The sequence below is a fragment of the Kordiimonas aestuarii genome (assembly GCF_025574465.1).
GTDB lineage: Bacteria > Pseudomonadota > Alphaproteobacteria > Sphingomonadales > Kordiimonadaceae > Kordiimonas > Kordiimonas aestuarii.
Window position 1 is genome coordinate 216,308 of sequence record NZ_JAOBPP010000020.1, and the last position, 15,418, is coordinate 231,725.

The 15,418-nt window shown below is 54.2% G+C and carries 16 protein-coding genes; 7 read left to right on the top strand and 9 right to left on the bottom strand.

Annotated elements, in window-relative coordinates; translation table 11 throughout:
* Nucleotides 1-8: 8 nt before the first annotated feature.
* The 3 genes from OEU85_RS10390 to OEU85_RS10400 all read left to right on the top strand — a co-directional run bounded on the left by OEU85_RS10390 (nucleotide 9) and on the right by OEU85_RS10400 (nucleotide 1,471).
* On the top strand, nucleotides 9-266 hold the full coding sequence (locus OEU85_RS10390; RefSeq protein ID WP_262691406.1) for a PGPGW domain-containing protein: 258 nt from the start codon (nucleotides 9-11) through the stop codon (nucleotides 264-266).
* Entirely contained in the window at nucleotides 263-1,261 is a 999-nt protein-coding gene (locus tag OEU85_RS10395) for a threonine ammonia-lyase (RefSeq protein ID WP_262691407.1), read from the top strand. Before OEU85_RS10390 ends, OEU85_RS10395 begins: the two co-directional genes overlap by 4 nt.
* A gap of 99 nt (nucleotides 1,262-1,360) precedes the next feature.
* On the top strand, nucleotides 1,361-1,471 hold the full coding sequence (locus OEU85_RS10400; RefSeq protein ID WP_262691408.1) for an aa3-type cytochrome c oxidase subunit IV: 111 nt from the start codon (nucleotides 1,361-1,363) through the stop codon (nucleotides 1,469-1,471).
* 71 nt (nucleotides 1,472-1,542) lie between these two features.
* On the opposite strand, the gene hspQ is transcribed toward OEU85_RS10400, so the two are convergent.
* Nucleotides 1,543-1,887, bottom strand: coding sequence for a heat shock protein HspQ (hspQ, locus tag OEU85_RS10405; RefSeq protein WP_262691409.1), 345 nt, complete (start codon nucleotides 1,885-1,887; stop codon nucleotides 1,543-1,545).
* Between the two features lie 187 nt (nucleotides 1,888-2,074).
* Here hspQ and OEU85_RS10410 point away from each other — a divergent pair, with 187 nt between their 5' ends.
* Nucleotides 2,075-3,925, top strand: coding sequence for a DUF885 domain-containing protein (locus tag OEU85_RS10410; RefSeq protein WP_262691410.1), 1,851 nt, complete (start codon nucleotides 2,075-2,077; stop codon nucleotides 3,923-3,925).
* A gap of 161 nt (nucleotides 3,926-4,086) precedes the next feature.
* Nucleotides 4,087-4,275: a hypothetical protein gene (locus OEU85_RS10415; RefSeq protein ID WP_262691411.1), complete on the top strand. Its 189-nt coding sequence runs from the start codon at nucleotides 4,087-4,089 to the stop codon at nucleotides 4,273-4,275.
* A gap of 99 nt (nucleotides 4,276-4,374) precedes the next feature.
* Here OEU85_RS10415 and OEU85_RS10420 read toward each other — a convergent pair whose 3' ends face one another.
* Entirely contained in the window at nucleotides 4,375-4,596 is a 222-nt protein-coding gene (locus OEU85_RS10420; protein ID WP_262691412.1) for a DUF4170 domain-containing protein, read from the bottom strand.
* Nucleotides 4,597-4,704: 108 nt separating this feature from the next.
* Here OEU85_RS10420 and OEU85_RS10425 point away from each other — a divergent pair, with 108 nt between their 5' ends.
* Nucleotides 4,705-5,265, top strand: coding sequence for a glycine cleavage system protein R (locus OEU85_RS10425; protein ID WP_262691413.1), 561 nt, complete (start codon nucleotides 4,705-4,707; stop codon nucleotides 5,263-5,265).
* An 8-nt stretch (nucleotides 5,266-5,273) separates the two neighbouring features.
* On the opposite strand, the gene OEU85_RS10430 is transcribed toward OEU85_RS10425, so the two are convergent.
* The 3 genes from OEU85_RS10430 to OEU85_RS10440 all read right to left on the bottom strand — a co-directional run bounded on the left by OEU85_RS10430 (nucleotide 5,274) and on the right by OEU85_RS10440 (nucleotide 8,030).
* Complete coding sequence (locus OEU85_RS10430) at nucleotides 5,274-5,906, bottom strand: MlaC/ttg2D family ABC transporter substrate-binding protein (RefSeq protein ID WP_262691414.1); 633 nt, start codon at nucleotides 5,904-5,906, stop codon at nucleotides 5,274-5,276.
* Between the two features lie 30 nt (nucleotides 5,907-5,936).
* On the bottom strand, nucleotides 5,937-6,359 hold the full coding sequence (locus OEU85_RS10435; protein ID WP_262691415.1) for a c-type cytochrome: 423 nt from the start codon (nucleotides 6,357-6,359) through the stop codon (nucleotides 5,937-5,939).
* A gap of 96 nt (nucleotides 6,360-6,455) precedes the next feature.
* Nucleotides 6,456-8,030, bottom strand: coding sequence for an alanine/glycine:cation symporter family protein (locus OEU85_RS10440; protein WP_262691416.1), 1,575 nt, complete (start codon nucleotides 8,028-8,030; stop codon nucleotides 6,456-6,458).
* Nucleotides 8,031-8,298: 268 nt separating this feature from the next.
* Between OEU85_RS10440 and OEU85_RS10445 the strand changes: the two genes are divergently transcribed.
* Nucleotides 8,299-9,426, top strand: coding sequence for a DUF2336 domain-containing protein (locus OEU85_RS10445; RefSeq protein WP_262691418.1), 1,128 nt, complete (start codon nucleotides 8,299-8,301; stop codon nucleotides 9,424-9,426).
* 56 nt (nucleotides 9,427-9,482) lie between these two features.
* Here OEU85_RS10445 and OEU85_RS10450 read toward each other — a convergent pair whose 3' ends face one another.
* The 4 genes from OEU85_RS10450 to OEU85_RS10465 all read right to left on the bottom strand — a co-directional run bounded on the left by OEU85_RS10450 (nucleotide 9,483) and on the right by OEU85_RS10465 (nucleotide 15,370).
* Entirely contained in the window at nucleotides 9,483-10,847 is a 1,365-nt protein-coding gene (locus tag OEU85_RS10450) for a TRAP transporter large permease (protein ID WP_262691419.1), read from the bottom strand.
* On the bottom strand, nucleotides 10,847-11,413 hold the full coding sequence (locus OEU85_RS10455; protein ID WP_262691420.1) for a TRAP transporter small permease subunit: 567 nt from the start codon (nucleotides 11,411-11,413) through the stop codon (nucleotides 10,847-10,849). The genes OEU85_RS10450 and OEU85_RS10455 overlap by 1 nt, the downstream gene beginning before the upstream one ends.
* Nucleotide 11,414: 1 nt before the next feature.
* Nucleotides 11,415-12,485 carry a TRAP transporter substrate-binding protein gene (locus OEU85_RS10460; RefSeq protein WP_262691421.1) on the bottom strand — a complete coding sequence of 357 codons (1,071 nt, stop codon included), beginning with the start codon at nucleotides 12,483-12,485 and terminating at the stop codon, nucleotides 11,415-11,417.
* 62 nt (nucleotides 12,486-12,547) lie between these two features.
* A complete protein-coding gene (locus tag OEU85_RS10465; protein WP_262691422.1) occupies nucleotides 12,548-15,370 on the bottom strand; it encodes a coiled-coil domain-containing protein in 2,823 nt (940 codons plus the stop codon).
* Nucleotides 15,371-15,418: the final 48 nt, after the last annotated feature.

The following is a 15,418-nucleotide window of genomic DNA, read 5'->3' on the forward strand; positions in this document are numbered from 1 at the left end:
AGGGCTTCATGGTCAAAAAAACAGTCAGGAGAATGATGCCTGCCTCCCGCATTGGTCGGTTTGTGGTGGGCATTATTCTTATTTTAGGCGGACTTCTTGGCTTTTTGCCGGTTCTGGGGTTCTGGATGATCCCGCTGGGCTTGCTAATCCTTTCACATGATTTTGCCTCGGTCAGACGTTTCCGGCGACAGTCTGAAGTCAAGCTTGGTCGTTGGTGGCAAAGGTGTCGCGAAAAAAAAAGCAGCGAGGAGGAGGGCGACGAATGACATACGCCATCAGTATGGATGATATCCGAAGTGCAGCGAAACAAATTGAAGGCGCTGCCGTTCGCACGCCGCTTCTTGAACATCCGGCGCTGAATGACGCTGTTGGTGGCCGGGTTTTCATAAAGCCAGAAAATTTTCAGCGGGTCGGTGCGTTCAAGTTCCGTGGTGCCTACAACCGGCTATCACGCCTTGGCGATGTTGAAAAAGCCCGGGGAGTGGTAGCCTTTTCAAGTGGAAACCATGCGCAAGGCGTTGCCAAGGCAGCCCAGATGCTGGGGATCAGGGCGACCATTGTGATGCCGGACGACGCACCGAAACTCAAGCTGGCAAATACCCGGGGTTATGGCGCGGATGTCGTACTTTATGACCGTTATAACGAGGACCGCGAGGCCGTTGCGAAGCGGGTTGTCGGGGATAGCGGCGCGACCGTTGTTCCGCCCTATAATGATCGGTACATCATGGCGGGCCAGGGCACGGTGGGCCTTGAAATAGCGCAAGACCTGCAAAAGCTTGGTCTGAAGCCTGATCAGGCGCTCATCAATTGCGGCGGCGGTGGGCTTGCGTCTGGCACGTTCCTGGCGCTTAAGGACGCTTTTCCAGTCATGCGGGGTTATGCGGTGGAGCCAGAGGAATTTGATGATGTGACACGCTCGCTAAAGAGCGGTGTGATCGAGAAAGTGGATTTTGGAGCCCGCTCAGTGTGCGATGCGCTTTTGACCCCAAGTGCAGGGGACCTGACCTTCCCCATATTACGGGGCCTTGGTATTGAAGGGCTTACCGTAAGTGACGCTGAGGCGATGGACGCTGTCCGCTATGCAGCGATCACCCTTAAGCTGGTGGCTGAGCCGGGCGGGGCAGCATCTTTGGCCGCGCTGATGAATGGGCGCGTTGAAACCCGCGGCAAAACAACCGTCATTGTCCTGTCGGGTGGCAATATCGAACCTGAAATGTTGGCGGATTGCGTCGGCAACGTATCAGAGAGTAATGCAAACTAGGCGAGGACCTTAAGGGCTTGGCGGCGCGCCGATGATGCGCTATAGAGCGGAAAATAATTTTTGAGGCCAAACACGCCGCTATAATTGGAGCCAATGAAGATGGATATTCACGAGCAAGAACGCACATACGACGGGTTCATGAAATACGGTACGCGTGCGACCGTTAGCATCATTGTTGTAGTTGCACTGCTGGCGGCCTTTGTCGCTTAAGCGGCAGGCAACGCCAGAAGCAAAAAAAGCGGCGCTGTTGGCGCCGTTTTTTTTATTGTCTGTAAGCTAGCTTAATGTCGGGGAATGGCCTTTAACTGGTACTGACCTTCCTTGAGGTCACCAAACAGCTCAAATACCTCGGGATGATTGACCGGTTCGTCAGAATCGTCCGCGACGAGGTTCTGCTGTGAGACGTAGGCTTCGTAGCTGGTGTCCTCGTTCTCGGCAAACAGATGATAGAAGGGTTGTTCCTTCGCCGGACGGATTTCCGCCGGGATAGATTCCCACCATTCTTCGGAGTTCGCGAATTCAGCATCTACGTCAAAAATTACACCCCGGAACGGGAAAAATTTATGGCGTACGACCTGACCTATCGTGAACAGCGGTGTTTTTACGATATTTGTTTCGCGCTGCATGCTTCGGTTTTGCACTCCTTAACTCTCGCGTCAGATAGGCGTCTTAGGCCTTGATGTCAACAGGCCTTGCATTTCGTCTCAGGCTTGCGCCATCCTACCGCAGATTGGTTGGCAAAAGATTACCAGCTATAAAGAATTCCAGTCTTTTAACAATAATTTGGGTTTAGGGATAAAAAAGGGAGTGATCATGTTACGCCAAACCGTTTCATCCATTGCACTTTTGCTTGCGCTGGCCGCTTGTGAGCCAGCAAACGAAGCAAAACAAAATGAGCAAAAAGCCTTTGGCCAGGAAGCACAGGTGGCCAAGGAACAGCAGGCAGAAAAGCTCGCTCAATTTTTCGAGACCGCGATGAACGAGCGCCTTGCGCTTAACCCATTGCAGGCAGAGCGTCTCGGTGATCGTAGCCGCAACGATGAATGGCCGGACGTTAGTGACGCCGCAGATGACAAGGAACTGCAATTATACAAGGATCAGCTCGCGACGTTGCATGGCTTTGACTTTGATACGCTGAGCGATAAGGACAAGCTGAGCTATCGCATTTTTGAGCTTACAGCCCAGCGCCATATCGATAGCGACAAATGGCGCGATTATGGCTATCCGGTCAATCAGATGTTCGGCTGGCACGCTGGCGTGGCGACGCACCTGATGAATGTACACCGCATCGACAGCGTCAAAGATGCCGAGGCCTACATCACCCGTCTCGAAACCATGAATGGCATGATGCAGCAGTTGAGTGACGAATTGCAGCAGCGCGCGGACAAGGGCATTCAAGCCCCTAAATTTGTCTACCCTTATGTTATCCAGTCCTCACGTAATATCATCAGCGGAGTCCCGTTTGATGATAGCGGCGAAGAGAATGTCCTGTTCGCCGATTTCAAGAAAAAGATTGAAAAACTTGAAATCAGCGATGATGAGAAAGCGGACCTGACTGAGCGCGCGAAAGCGGCGCTGCTTGGCGGAACCAAATCGGGTTATGAACTTCTGATTACCAAGCTTGAAGAGCTGCAGGCAACAGCGACAACCGATGACGGTGCCTGGAAGTTCCCTGACGGCGATGCCTTTTATGCTCAGGCGCTCAAGAACACCACGACAACGGACATGACCGCGGATGAAATCCATCAGGTTGGTTTAGACAATGTCGCGCGGATCCATGAGGAAATGAAAGCCATCATGGAGCAGGTTGGTTTTAAAGGCACCTTGCAGGAGTTTTTCGAGTTTACCCGCACCGATGACCAGTTTTTCCTGCCCAATACTGAAGAGGGCAAAGCCGAATACCTGAAGATGGCCAACAATTACATTACGGCCATGCGGGCCAAAGTTCCCGAGTTTTTTGCCCTTACACCAAAGGCGCCGCTTGATGTCCGGGCGGTCGAGAAGTTCCGTGAGGAATCGGCGGGCAAGGCGTTTTATCAGCGCCCGGCGCTTGACGGCTCGCGCCCTGGTATCTTTTATGCCAATCTGCGTGACACGCGCTTCATGCCGACATATCAGCTTGAAGCATTGGTGTATCACGAGGGCATTCCCGGTCACCACTTCCAGATAGCCCTGACACAAGAGCTGGATGGCGTGCCACTGTTCCAGCGCACAGCGCGCTTCACTGCCTTTACCGAAGGCTGGGGCCTCTATTCTGAGGAACTGGGCAAGGACATGGGGTTCTATCAGGACCCATATTCAGACTTCGGTCGCCTGGCCATGGAGCTGTGGCGTGCCTGCCGCCTTGTTGTGGACACGGGCCTTCATTCCAAAAAGTGGACCCGTGAAGAGGCAATTCAGTATCTTAAAGACAATACGCCTAACCCCGAGGGCGATATTGTTGCCGCGATCGAGCGTTACGTGGTCATGCCGGGGCAGGCAACCGCTTATATGGTCGGGAAGCTCAAGATTATGGAGCTGCGGCAGATGGCTATGGACCAGCTTGGTGACAAGTTTGACTGGAAAGGTTTCCATCGTGTGGTGCTCGAAAGTGGCGCAGTTCCGCTGTCCATTCTTGAGGAAAATGTACAGGCTTGGGTGGACAGCTTGAAACAAGCCGCCTAAACTACTATATAGAGAAATATGCAGGCGTCGGTTGGGATCGTCCGGTCGACGCCTGTTTTATGTACCGCACCCATGTTTTTATTTTGTCATGGGGCAGACAAAAAACTGTCTCAAAGCAGTGATAGTTTTCCCGGTACCAATTAAAAAAATGGAAGAATAATATGTACCAACCAGTTGACAGCGCCGGATTGCGCCGTCTTGTCAGTTTTGAGCTCAACCGCCTTCATCCGCGTACGCGTGAGGAGGCCCATCGCGCCATGACAGGCCGCATGGGTGCTTATGACACCGACGGTGATGCAATTGAGGCCAGTATCGATGCGTATTTTGCCTCGCAGGCAAGCGCCCACTAAAAAACTGTAAAAGCAGAAGAAGCCCCGAAGCGGTGGCGAAGGACGTGCTGAGGCACTGTCACTTCGCGCCGGTCTCCGGGGCTTTTGAATTGGGCTTGTCTATTCTTCGGGTTGAAGCAGTTTATGCAGATGCACAACCACATATTTGGTCATTGCATCGTCGACATTTGCCTGGCTAACACTGCGCCAAGCCTGTTCTGCTTCCGCATATGACGCGTAGATCCCAACAATATCAACCTTGCTGAGATCGTTGAATTCGAGCGACTGCGGGTCTTTAACCTGACCACCAAAGACAAGATGGAGGAGCTGCTTGTCGGCCATGGAATATGTTCCTATTGAATTGGTGATAACCGTAACATCTGATTGCTTCGGACGCGTTTATTTAGCAAACTTGCTGGAAAACGCCACCCTTTTCTTGGGAGTACCGCTGTGACACCACCCTCAAACGACAAATATCTTATCTCTATCATCGGGCGTGACCAGACCGGTGTGGTCTCGTCTGTTACTGGTTATCTCTTTGAAATTGGGGCGAACCTAGCCGACAGTGCCTTCGCTGTGTTGGGCGAAGCCTTTGAATTTTCCTGCGTTGCTGAATTTTCTGCCGGCGCGGCGGTCGAAGAGGTTGCTGAAGGGCTCGAGGGGCTTGCTTTGCTTGATGGGGCCAGAATCACCGTGACCGCCTTTCCCTTTGCCCTGTCACGGGGCAACAGCGCCACGATAACCCATATCGTGGATATTTCGGGTGGAGACCGCCCGGGGCTTGTCGCGCGCATCAGTGAAGTGCTGATGGACTATAACGCCAATATCGTCCGGATGAGCAGTAAACGGGTTCCAGCCGGTGACAGCTTCGATTATCGCACACGGTTTGCGATCAATGTGGGAGAGGGGCGTTTCTCCGCGCTTGAGGCGGCACTCTATAATACTGCGGGAAGCCTGAGGCTGAACTGCGGTGTCGAAGTGGTGGAAAGCAACACCGCAGCGGGTACTTAGTCGTGGGCTCAGGAGTGAGAGCCTGACGGCATTTCATTTTGTGATTTCAACCAGGCAATAAGGCCGTCAAAACCGTCCTTCTTGATTTTGCTAGAGAACAGGTCACGGTTGGTTATAAGCAGGTTGATACCCTCAAATTCCAGGTTGACGATTTGAAACTTACCGTCTTTTTTGCGCACGCGCCAGTCGGCCAGGATGGGTTCACCTTGCTCGCGCTTGACCTCGGTTTTCACATAAAGGTGGCCTTGTTTACCCGAAGCGGGTTTGGTGCCGGTTACCTCCAGCGCCTTGAAACCGATCTGCGCCATGCGTTTATCAAATTCGGAGATAATATAGTCGCCCATGGCTTTCATGTAGGTTTCGCGCTGTTGCGCGCTGATAGTGCGGTAATGAACACCCAGCATCCCTTGCGCCAGCAGTTCAATGTCGGTTGCTTCCTCGAAAATGGCGCGAAAAGCCTTATAGCGCTCCCCGGAGGATAGCTTGCTGTCGCTCCAGACAGCAATGGTCTCTTTGCTCAGATTCTGGACAAAGTCCATCGCGCCGCGCACGTCATCGACGGCACGGTCTCCACCATCCTGTGCAGCGGCAGGCTGCACAAGGATGAAGCAAAAAGAAAGGATGGCAATAAGGCGTTTCATAGTCTGGTCCTTGCTGGCTAAATGCCTGAATTATTCTCCCGCCACTGTCGCTTTGCGCAGATAGGCCATCAGGTCTTTGCGGTCGTCTTCCTTCCGCAAGCCTGCAAAAGCCATCTTGTTACCGGGCAGGAAGGTCTTGGGCGACATAAGCCACTGATCAAGTTTCTCTTCCGTCCACACAAAGTCTGCTTCAGCGAGAGCTTTGGAGTATTTATAGTCTTCTTTGCTTCCTGCTTGGCGCCCGAACAAATTGTCAAGGTTGGGCCCCATGCGGGAACGGTCCGCTGCAGTTAAGTTATGGCAGGCTTTGCAGCGATTGAAAATACGTTTGCCTTTTTCAGCGTCACCATGTGATGACAATGCAGTCGAGCTTGGGTCGTCGTCAGCCATGACGGGGGCGGTTACTGTCCCACAAAAGGCGGCTAGCGCTACTACTCTAAAAAATGTTTTCATAACTTCTGCTCCTGACAAAATTGTGGCGGAGTAAACCCCCGCCACATATGCATATTCATACTGAATGTCACATTAATGCCGGTCAAGGCAGCTGTGTCAGTTTGCCGCCGCTTCGTCGTCGTGAATATAAGGCTTGATCTCGCCGGATTTAACCCGGGCAAGATAACTTTTCAGCATTTCTTTCACTTCCTTGCGCATGATGAAGAGGCCCACGATATTTGGGAAGCCCATGGCAAGCAGAAGTGCGTCGGCCATATCCATTACGGGTGCAAGCGACATGGCCGAGCCGATGACGAGTATCCCCAGATACGAAAGCTTGAAGGCAAAGTCAGCCATGCCGTTATTGCCAAACAGATAGAGGAACGACCGCTGGCCGTAGTAGAACCACGTGATCGAGGTAGAGAAGGCAAACAGCACCACGGCGACTGTCAGAATATACGGGAACCAGTCGATTACCGAGGCGAAGGCCTTCGATGTCAGGGCAATACCCGCAGATGTGCCAGATGCGTTGGCATCAAACGATCCAGTCAGGATGATCACCAGCGCGGTAATGGTACAGATAACCACAGTGTCGATGAACGGTTCGAGAAGCGCAACAAGGCCTTCTGCAACCGGTTCGTTGGTCTTTGCGGCAGAGTGCGCGATCGCGGCAGAGCCGAGGCCTGCCTCGTTCGAGAAGCTCGCGCGTCTCAGTCCCTGGATCAACACCCCGATGATGCCCCCCTGTATACCCTCGCCGGTGAAGGCGCCGGCAAAAATCTGCCCGAAGGCGGCAGGAATTTCCGTGAAGTGGCTGAAGATAATTACAAGCGATGCCGAGATGTAGATGGTTGCCATGATAGGCACCAGAAACTCGGTCACATGCGTGATCTGGCGGATGCCTCCAATGATCACAAGCCCAACAAAAAACGCGAACAGAATGCCAAAGAGCCATGGCCGGCCGAAGAAAAAGCTTTCTGCGCCACCGGTCAGTGCGACAAGTTCGTTGGTAAACTGGGTCGAGGACTGATTAACCTGGAACATAGCACCGGCACCATAGGCGCCGCCGATACAGATCACTGCCGCCGCAATGGCGAGAATTTTACCAAGGTTCGGGAGGCCGTGGTTGGCAAGGCCTTTCGAGAGGTAAAGCATTGGTCCACCAGTGACGACACCATTCTGGTCAATCTCCCGGTATTTAACCCCAAGGGTACACTCGACAAACTTGCTGGTCATGCCAAAGAAGCCAGCCAAAATCATCCAGAATGTCGCGCCAGGGCCGCCGATTGATACGGCAATGGCCACGCCCGCGATATTACCTAGACCAACGGTGCCGGAAACTGCGGCCGTCAATGCCTGAAAGTGGGTTACCTCGCCTGGGTCGTTGGGGTTGTCATAGGTGCCCTTGACAATTTTGATCGACTGTTTGAAGCCGCGAATATTGGGGAAACCCATATAGAAGGTAAAAAACAGGGCGCCTCCGACGAGCCACAAGGCAATGAACGGGATGCCCGGTGCGCCGGCAATCAGCCAGTCCATCGGCAATGCGAAAAAGATGATATCCGAGATGAATTGGCTAATCGGCGCCATAACTTCGTTGACCGATTCAGCAAATGTTTGTTCGGTACCTTGCGCAAAAGCGGCGCTGGCACCTGTTAATACCAGGATGATTGAAGCCAAAAGGCGTTTCATTGTTGCTCCCCAACACTCTGTTGTCATTGATTGGACAGGAAAAAACCCGTCGTGTCTTCAGTTTGTTCTTGGGACGAAGCGCTCGTCCGGTTAAAATTGTGCCGCATGCTAGCCGCTAACGGTGTCTTGCTCAACGGAAAGATGCTCACGTTTTAGGGAATGCGGGACTTTCCGGGGAAAAGGTCTACGATAGTACCGCGTTTTAACGGGCGATTAACCTGTTTGGCCTAGCGTGCGCGAATGGCCTTTTATGTAAGGGAAGATGGATTTGTCTGACGCCAATAAGCTTTCAAGCGCCGATGTAGCCAAACTACTTCAGGATCCGAACGAAGAAAACCGGGCGGTTGCCGCCGCCAAGGTTGCCAGCACGTTTGGGACCAGTGAACTGACGGAGGGTGAAAGGAAAATTGCGGAAGATATCTTCCGGGTCATGCTTCGCGACGCCGCTGTGCGCGTGCGGCACGCGCTTTCAGAGAGCCTGAAAGACAATCCGGACGTGCCACATGATGTGGCGACTTCGCTTGCACAGGATGTGGACGAGGTAGCCATGCCGGTTATCGAGTTTTCTTCTGTCCTTACGGACAAGGATTTGATTGATATTGTGCGCACCCGCGATAGCGCGGTGCAGAAAGCTGTTGCCGGACGTAGCGACGTCTCCGAGGATCTGGCGGATGTCCTGGCTGACACTGGCGACGAAGCTGTCGTCGCTACCCTCGTCGGGAACCAGAGCGCAAAAATCAAGGAAAGTACCTTCGGCAAAGTCCTCGACAAATTCGCTGATAGCGACATCGTGAAGGCACCGATGGCGCAACGTGGCGAGCTTCCAATCGGGGTGGCCGAGCGCCTTGTTACCCTGGTGTCCGAGCAATTGCGCGACCATATCATGACGCACCATGAAATCTCGCCGGCCATGGCGGCCGACTTGCTGCTTGAAAGCCGCGAGAAAGCGACCGTTTCGCTTCTCGAAGGCGGGCAAAAATCCACAACGGTGCAGGAACTGGTTGACCAGCTCTATGATAATAAACGTCTCACATCGACGCTGATGCTGCGTGCCTTGTGCATGGGCGACACAACTTTCTTTGAGGTGGCTCTTGCGAAGCGCGTTGGTATCCCCGTGGTGAATGCCTACAAACTGGTGCATGACAAGGGAAATCTGGGTCTCAAGCGCCTGTTTGAAGCTGCGGATATGCCACAGCAATTCCTTCCCATGGCCCGTGCGGCGCTGGAAGTTGCGGACGAGATGCTGGAGACGGGCGGGGACGACCGTGAGCTTATTCGCCAATTGATGATCGAGCGCGTGCTTACCGCCGTCGAGAACGATGTGGACACCGAAAACCTGGATTACCTGATCGGTAAACTGCAGCGTGTCGAGGCTGGCGATTCGAACGCTGCCTGACCACCAAGCTTTGACCGGGTTTTAAAGGAGGCGGTTTTCGCCTCCTTTTTTATAGTTTATTGCGCCATGGTCTGTGGTAGCCACAGGGCCAGTTCAGGCCATGTCAGCAGCACAAGAAGCCCGATAAGCTGCAATATCACAAATGGGACGATGCCACGGTATATATCCGCCAGTTTGACGCCTTCAGGTGCGGCGCCCTTCATGTAAAAGAGGGCGAAGCCAAAAGGAGGTGTCAGGAAACTTGTTTGCAGGTTTACGGCCATCAGGATAGCGAACCACGTCGTAGTCATCGCCGGGTCCGGCAGGTGTGAGCCAAAGTCAAGCTGAGTGATAATGGGTGCAAATACAGGCAGTATGATGAGGGTTATTTCGATCCAGTCAAAAAAGAAACCCAGTATAAATACGGCCAGCATCAGCATGGCAAGAACCGCCCAAGGGGAGATGCCGGTCGCTGACATCAGTTCGAGGATCAGATGATGGCCACCCAAAAGCGCAAACACATAAGAAAAAGCGGTTGCGCCGACGAAAAGTCCAAACAGCATGGTTGTCGTGAGGGCGGAACGCTCGACCACATCTTGCAGCGTGCGAAAATTTAACTTGCCGTTCAGGGCGGCAAGGATAACCGCGCCAATTGCGCCGACACCGCTGGCCTCTGTCGGCGTGGCGATGCCGCCAAAAATCGACCCAAGTACGGCAACAATCAATAAAACCGGTGGGACAAAACTGCGCAGGACCCTGCCGACACTCAGGTCGTCCGCCTTTGCGACCTCGGCAAGTGGCGGTGCCAAGCCCGGGTTGAGAGCGGTTCGGGTAAAGATGTATAGCATATATAGAAGGGCAAGAAACAAACTGGGCCCGATTGCTGCGAGGAATAAGCCGCCGGCGGAAGTGGACAGGAGGTCCGCCATGACGACCAGCATAATGGACGGCGGCAGGAGGATGCCAAGTGTGCCCGACGCAGCAATGGTGCCGGTTGCCAGTGCCTTGTCATAGCCGCGCTCCAGCATGACGGGCAGGGCGAGCAGGGTCATCATTACGACGCTTGCTCCGATGATCCCCGTTGTCGCCGCCAATATAACGCCGAGCACCGTTACAGAAAGTGCCAGTCCACCGGGGATACGCCTCGTCATCAATTGGAGCGTATAAAGTAATTCCTTCGCCACGCCGCTGCGTTCCAGCATGGTGCCCATGAATATGAACATGGGGATGGCGACAAGCACCAGCTTGCTGACGACACCGCCAAATATGCGGCTGACAACCAGGAAAAAGCTGTTGGGGTTTTCAATGCCAGTACCAACTGCCAGGAGCCAGAAGGCAAGCCCCACACCGCCGAGCACAAAGGCAACAGGATAGCCGGTGAACAGAAGCGGGGTAAGCACCAGAAACATCAGGAAAGGCAACAGATCGACGATCAGTTCCATCAACTTTCCCCTTCGTGCGCATGAGTGCGGCTGAAACTGCTCATGCGGGCGGCCTCTTCGTCACCAAACAAGAAAGCAATGGCGTTGATGCACCGGCTGACCGCTGTAATGCCAAGCAGCGCAAAGCCAATCGGGATAAATGCCTTGATGATCCAGCGGTTTGATAGGCCGGTAGGCGAGGCTGATGCCTCATTGTAGGCAAAACTGTAGGAGACATAGTCTGCGCCAAATATCAGGATAGCAGCGACATAAGGGGTCAGGAATAACAGGCAGCCAAGTAGTTCAATCCACGCTCGAGTGCGGTCAGACAGGCGTTCACTCACAAGTTCGATACGCACATGCGCATTTCGACCATAGGCCCAGCCGAGGCACAGTAGGAAGAGGGCCCCGTGCAGATGCCACTCTAGTTCCTGCAGCTTGGTGGAACCAATGACAAACCAGCGCCGCAGGGCGACATCGGTGATGATTACAAGCATCAGCGCGATGATCGCCCAGGCTCCAATGCGGCCCATGATGCTGGATAGCCGTTCAATCTGCTGCGAGAAGGACAGAAGGGTTCGCATCATGCTATTCCTTCAGGTAGCCGCGGTCGGCCCAGGCTTTGTATTTCCCCCTGAAGGCCTGAAGTGATGTCCATACGCGGGCAAACTCCGGGTCCTTCGCCACAAGGTCACGCGCAACTTCGTTCCAAGCGGTGCGCAGTTCCGCCAGCACCTCGGGCGACCATGTGTGGATCTGCACGCCCTTGGCTTCCAGTGCTACCATCGCGTCTGCCTGCAGGGCTTCTCCTTCCGATATGCCATACCGCACATTCGAAGAACATGCGGCCTCAACCTGCACCTTCTGCGTGTCGGTCAGTGCGTTCCAGGCGTCAAGGTTGATCATCAGTTCAAAGAAGGTGGATTGCTGGTGCCAGCCGGGGAAGTAGTAATGTTTGGCCACCTCATAAAAACCCATGCGGTAGTCGACGGCAGGCATGGCGTATTCGGTTGCGTCAATGGTGCCCAGTTCCAGCGCCTGGTATATCTCTCCACCTGCAATCAGTTGCGGTGCTGCACCAACTTTTTCCATTACTTTGGCGCCAAGGCCAAAGAAGCGAATTTTGAGACCTTTGAGGTCCTCGACCGAGTTGATTTCTTGTTTGAACCAGCCAGAAGCTTCGGGTGGGGTCATGCCGCAGATGATGCTGTGAATATTGTGTTTGTGATAAACCTCTTCAAACAATTCCTTGCCACCACCATAATCGAACCACGCAAGGTATTCGGGCGCAGAGGGGCCAAATGGCACACTGGAGAAAAGCTGGAGCGCTGCGTCCTTGCCAGCCCAATAACCCGGTGTCGACCAGCCTGCCTCAACGGCACCGTAGCTGACGGCGTCAAAGGTCTCGAAAGGGGGGGCCAGCACACCTGGCTCGTAGAATGTCAGGTTGATGGTGCCTGCGGATATTTTGCTGACCTCGGTCTCCAGTCGTTTACCCAAGGTACCAAGCTGGATCAGCGTTGAGGGGTAGGTACTTGTCAGCCGCCATTCTACCGGTTCGGCAATGGCGGCCGCATCGCTGCGCTCTTTGGTTTTCTCAGAAGAACATGCCGCCAGCAAACAGGATGTCGCCAGCATGGCAAATGTAAACGGTCGCATAGCTTCCCCCTCGCGTCCCTGATAATAGGAGCCTATTCTCAAAGGCTATATATTTTATAAGGTTAGCTGAATTTCTTCAGCGCTTGACCCAACAGGATATATAGTTTGCCCATGTCGGACGAAACAAGGGTCACTGAAAGCGCACTGCCGCGATCCCCCATCATTGCGCGTTCCATCATGCCTTCAAAGTCACGGCAGTAGCGGGTGACAGCTTCGCGGAATTCGCTGTCGGTCTGGAATTTATCGGCAATCGCCTTCCGGGTTTTCCTGTCAGCAATCTTGACTGTACGGCGCATGAAAACGGAGCGATCGCCCGACAGATAGGCTTCCCAAACATCATCAGGCAGATCTTGTGACAACGCCTTGTTGATATCAATCGAGGTGGATTGCAGGCTTTCCATCAGAAGTTGGGACGTGCGGGCAAAGTCGTTTTTTGTTGCCGCGGCAATGCGTGTTTCTATCTCGGCGGTCTTGTCGATAAACTGTGCCGCACGCTGCGCTACCTTGTCGGCTTCCGTGCCAATACGCATGGCGAGGAGGGCGCTCTCTTTTTCTGCCTGATCTGCGGTTTCCTGATACTCGGTCAGGACACGGGCAAGGGTCGCTTGCATTTCTTCGCGCAGATACGTAATTCGCTCGGCCGCCCGATCGGAGATTTGTTCCATGCTGGCGGCCAGTTCTGTGCGGGTTTCGTCGACGGTGCGCTTCATATCTTCCTGCACCCGGCCGGTCTGGTCCATCAGGGACTGACTAGCGGCATCAAGACGTGTCGCGGCCTCCATGGACCCAAGTGCGAAGCTTTCGACCTCCTTGGCCATGCTGTCAGAGGCTTGGTTCAGTTTTTTGATTACACCTTCAGTTTCCTCGCGGATACGGTCTCGTTCACCGGCAAAGGCGTCAGCTGCGGCCCCGAGCGATTCACGCGATTCCTTGATCTCATCCCGCATGGCAGTTGAGCGACCGGACAGCGTATCGGCAGCGCTTAAAAGTTCGCCGCTGGCATCTCTGCTTTTCGCCTGCATGTCTCCCATAATGCTGACAAGCTCTCCCGACTTTCCGGAAAGGTCGTCATGGGCGAGGGACGCCGTGTTTTGAAGCTCGCGGCTATGCTCACGAAAGCGCTCTGCGGCCTCAATAACGCGGTCCGCCGCTTCGCTTGATGCGTTATTTAGGGCGTCGCGCTGTGCTGTCAGGTCTTCCTCAAGGCTGGCCAGCTTCATGCGGGTTTCATTCAATACGCCGGAGAGGACGCCGCTCTGCATGCTCATTTGCTCGCGCACGTTTGTGAGCTCTGCGTTTGCGGCGGTGGCTTTTTCGTTGAGGGAGTCAGCCTGGGCGCCCATGTCGCTTGTCAGTTCGCTTGCTTTGGCTGACAATTTGTCAGCACTTTCACTAAGCGTGGTTGTGCTGGTTTCGCCTGCACGTGCAAGCTCTTCCATCTGTTCTTCGACGCTGGCTCGCAACTGGCGGATGTGTTGCAGGGTCCGTTCAGCGGCGTTTTCTGCCTTGCTAACGGCTTCGTCACTGTGGCCGGTAATCGCTGCCATGGTTTCCTCAAGGGCGCTACGGGCCCGGTTGAGGCCCTCCTCAAGCACTTTGTCTACATGCTCGGCCTGTTCCAGCACTGCCTTGCCTGTGGCTTCCGTTGTCTCAAGCGTGCGTTTGTTGACCTGTTCGCTGGTGGACAAGGCGGACGCACAGTGTTCTTCGAGCGATTGGCCAGCTTCGTCCAGCAGGGTTTTTGCCTTGTCGACGGTCTCGATCACCTGCTCAGACATGGCTTTGGCCCGGTCGGAGAACAGGTTGGAAACTTCGTTTGTGCGTTCCAGTGCTTCGGTCGCAGTGGTGCGTACTTCGCCAACATGGCTCCTGAGCGTTTCTTCAATCTTGGCTGACTCTTGAGCCGCAAGTTGTGCCAGTTCACCGAGCACGGTGGCTTGTGTTTTCATGTGTTCAGAAAGCTCGGCAGAACGCCCTTCAAGTCCCTCGACATCGTGGCGGAAGCGGTCCATGCCAGAAAGTACGTTATCCGTGACCGACTGAAGACGTAGTTCAACATCGACCACCATATCCTGCACTTCGGTAGCCTTCAGGCCCACATGTTTGCTGGCTTTGCCCAGACGGGCCTCCATGGCTTCGGTAGCGCCCGCAAGTGCATCAAGGCTGGTGTCAATCTTCTCTTTGGCGGCGCCAGCTGTGCCTGCGGCATGCTCCCCGGCACCTTCAAGGCGGGCAGCGATTGTGCTGACAATGGTTTCAAGCGAGTTGAACCGTCCCTCTATCTCTGTGGTGAGCTCGGTCATTGAAGAGCGTTCGCGCTCCAGAATGTCGCGGATAGACGACGTGCGTGCCTCGGTGTCGGCAGTGGCGGAAAAGAGATTGCTGATCTGCTCCTGAAAGCGTTTTTCAAGATTGCCGATGCGGTCACCCGCGAGGTCAGCCACGGCTTCGATATTCTGCAATTCTTTGGTCAGTGACTTGTTAAGCTGGTTCAGGCGCTGTTCCGCGACCTCGACGGGCGCAACCGCTTTGTGCAGGCTTTGTGCCATGGCAAGGCGACGTTCCAGCAGGGGGTCGGTGCGCTGAAATGCAAGGGCAATGAGCCAGAAAATGGCGACCGGCGTGGTAAGGCCGCCAACAAGGCTCGATAACGCCATATTACTTGCCAGAAATTCCGTAAGTGCATCAGTGGTATACAGATAATAAGCCGCACCCCCAAACCACAGCAGCGTGGAAGCCAAAGCAAGGATGAATGGTAACATGCGTCGGGTATTGCGCGCGGTAACCGCCTTCTTCTCAGCATCGTCTGCCGCAATAATATGTGCAGGCCCATCATCTGCCCGCTTTTCTTCAGTTTCCGGGAAATCCATTTCCGCCTTCGACATTCTGCCCCTCAACTTCCTCACCAGTGCCCGTCTTACAGTTTATGATTA

Bases quoted from the DNA above. Each gene is read 5' to 3' on its own strand.
- OEU85_RS10390 (WP_262691406.1), top strand. From the start codon at position 9: ATGGTCAAAAAAACAGTCAGGAGAATGATGCCTGCCTCCCGCATTGGT.
- OEU85_RS10395 (WP_262691407.1), top strand. From the start codon at position 263: ATGACATACGCCATCAGTATGGATGATATCCGAAGTGCAGCGAAACAA.
- OEU85_RS10400 (WP_262691408.1), top strand. From the start codon at position 1,361: ATGGATATTCACGAGCAAGAACGCACATACGACGGGTTCATGAAATAC.
- hspQ (WP_262691409.1), bottom strand. From the start codon at position 1,887: ATGCAGCGCGAAACAAATATCGTAAAAACACCGCTGTTCACGATAGGT.
- OEU85_RS10410 (WP_262691410.1), top strand. From the start codon at position 2,075: ATGTTACGCCAAACCGTTTCATCCATTGCACTTTTGCTTGCGCTGGCC.
- OEU85_RS10415 (WP_262691411.1), top strand. From the start codon at position 4,087: ATGTACCAACCAGTTGACAGCGCCGGATTGCGCCGTCTTGTCAGTTTT.
- OEU85_RS10420 (WP_262691412.1), bottom strand. From the start codon at position 4,596: ATGGCCGACAAGCAGCTCCTCCATCTTGTCTTTGGTGGTCAGGTTAAA.
- OEU85_RS10430 (WP_262691414.1), bottom strand. From the start codon at position 5,906: ATGAAACGCCTTATTGCCATCCTTTCTTTTTGCTTCATCCTTGTGCAG.
- OEU85_RS10435 (WP_262691415.1), bottom strand. From the start codon at position 6,359: ATGAAAACATTTTTTAGAGTAGTAGCGCTAGCCGCCTTTTGTGGGACA.
- OEU85_RS10440 (WP_262691416.1), bottom strand. From the start codon at position 8,030: ATGAAACGCCTTTTGGCTTCAATCATCCTGGTATTAACAGGTGCCAGC.
- OEU85_RS10450 (WP_262691419.1), bottom strand. From the start codon at position 10,847: ATGGAACTGATCGTCGATCTGTTGCCTTTCCTGATGTTTCTGGTGCTT.
- OEU85_RS10455 (WP_262691420.1), bottom strand. From the start codon at position 11,413: ATGATGCGAACCCTTCTGTCCTTCTCGCAGCAGATTGAACGGCTATCC.
- OEU85_RS10460 (WP_262691421.1), bottom strand. From the start codon at position 12,485: ATGCGACCGTTTACATTTGCCATGCTGGCGACATCCTGTTTGCTGGCG.
- OEU85_RS10465 (WP_262691422.1), bottom strand. From the start codon at position 15,370: ATGTCGAAGGCGGAAATGGATTTCCCGGAAACTGAAGAAAAGCGGGCA.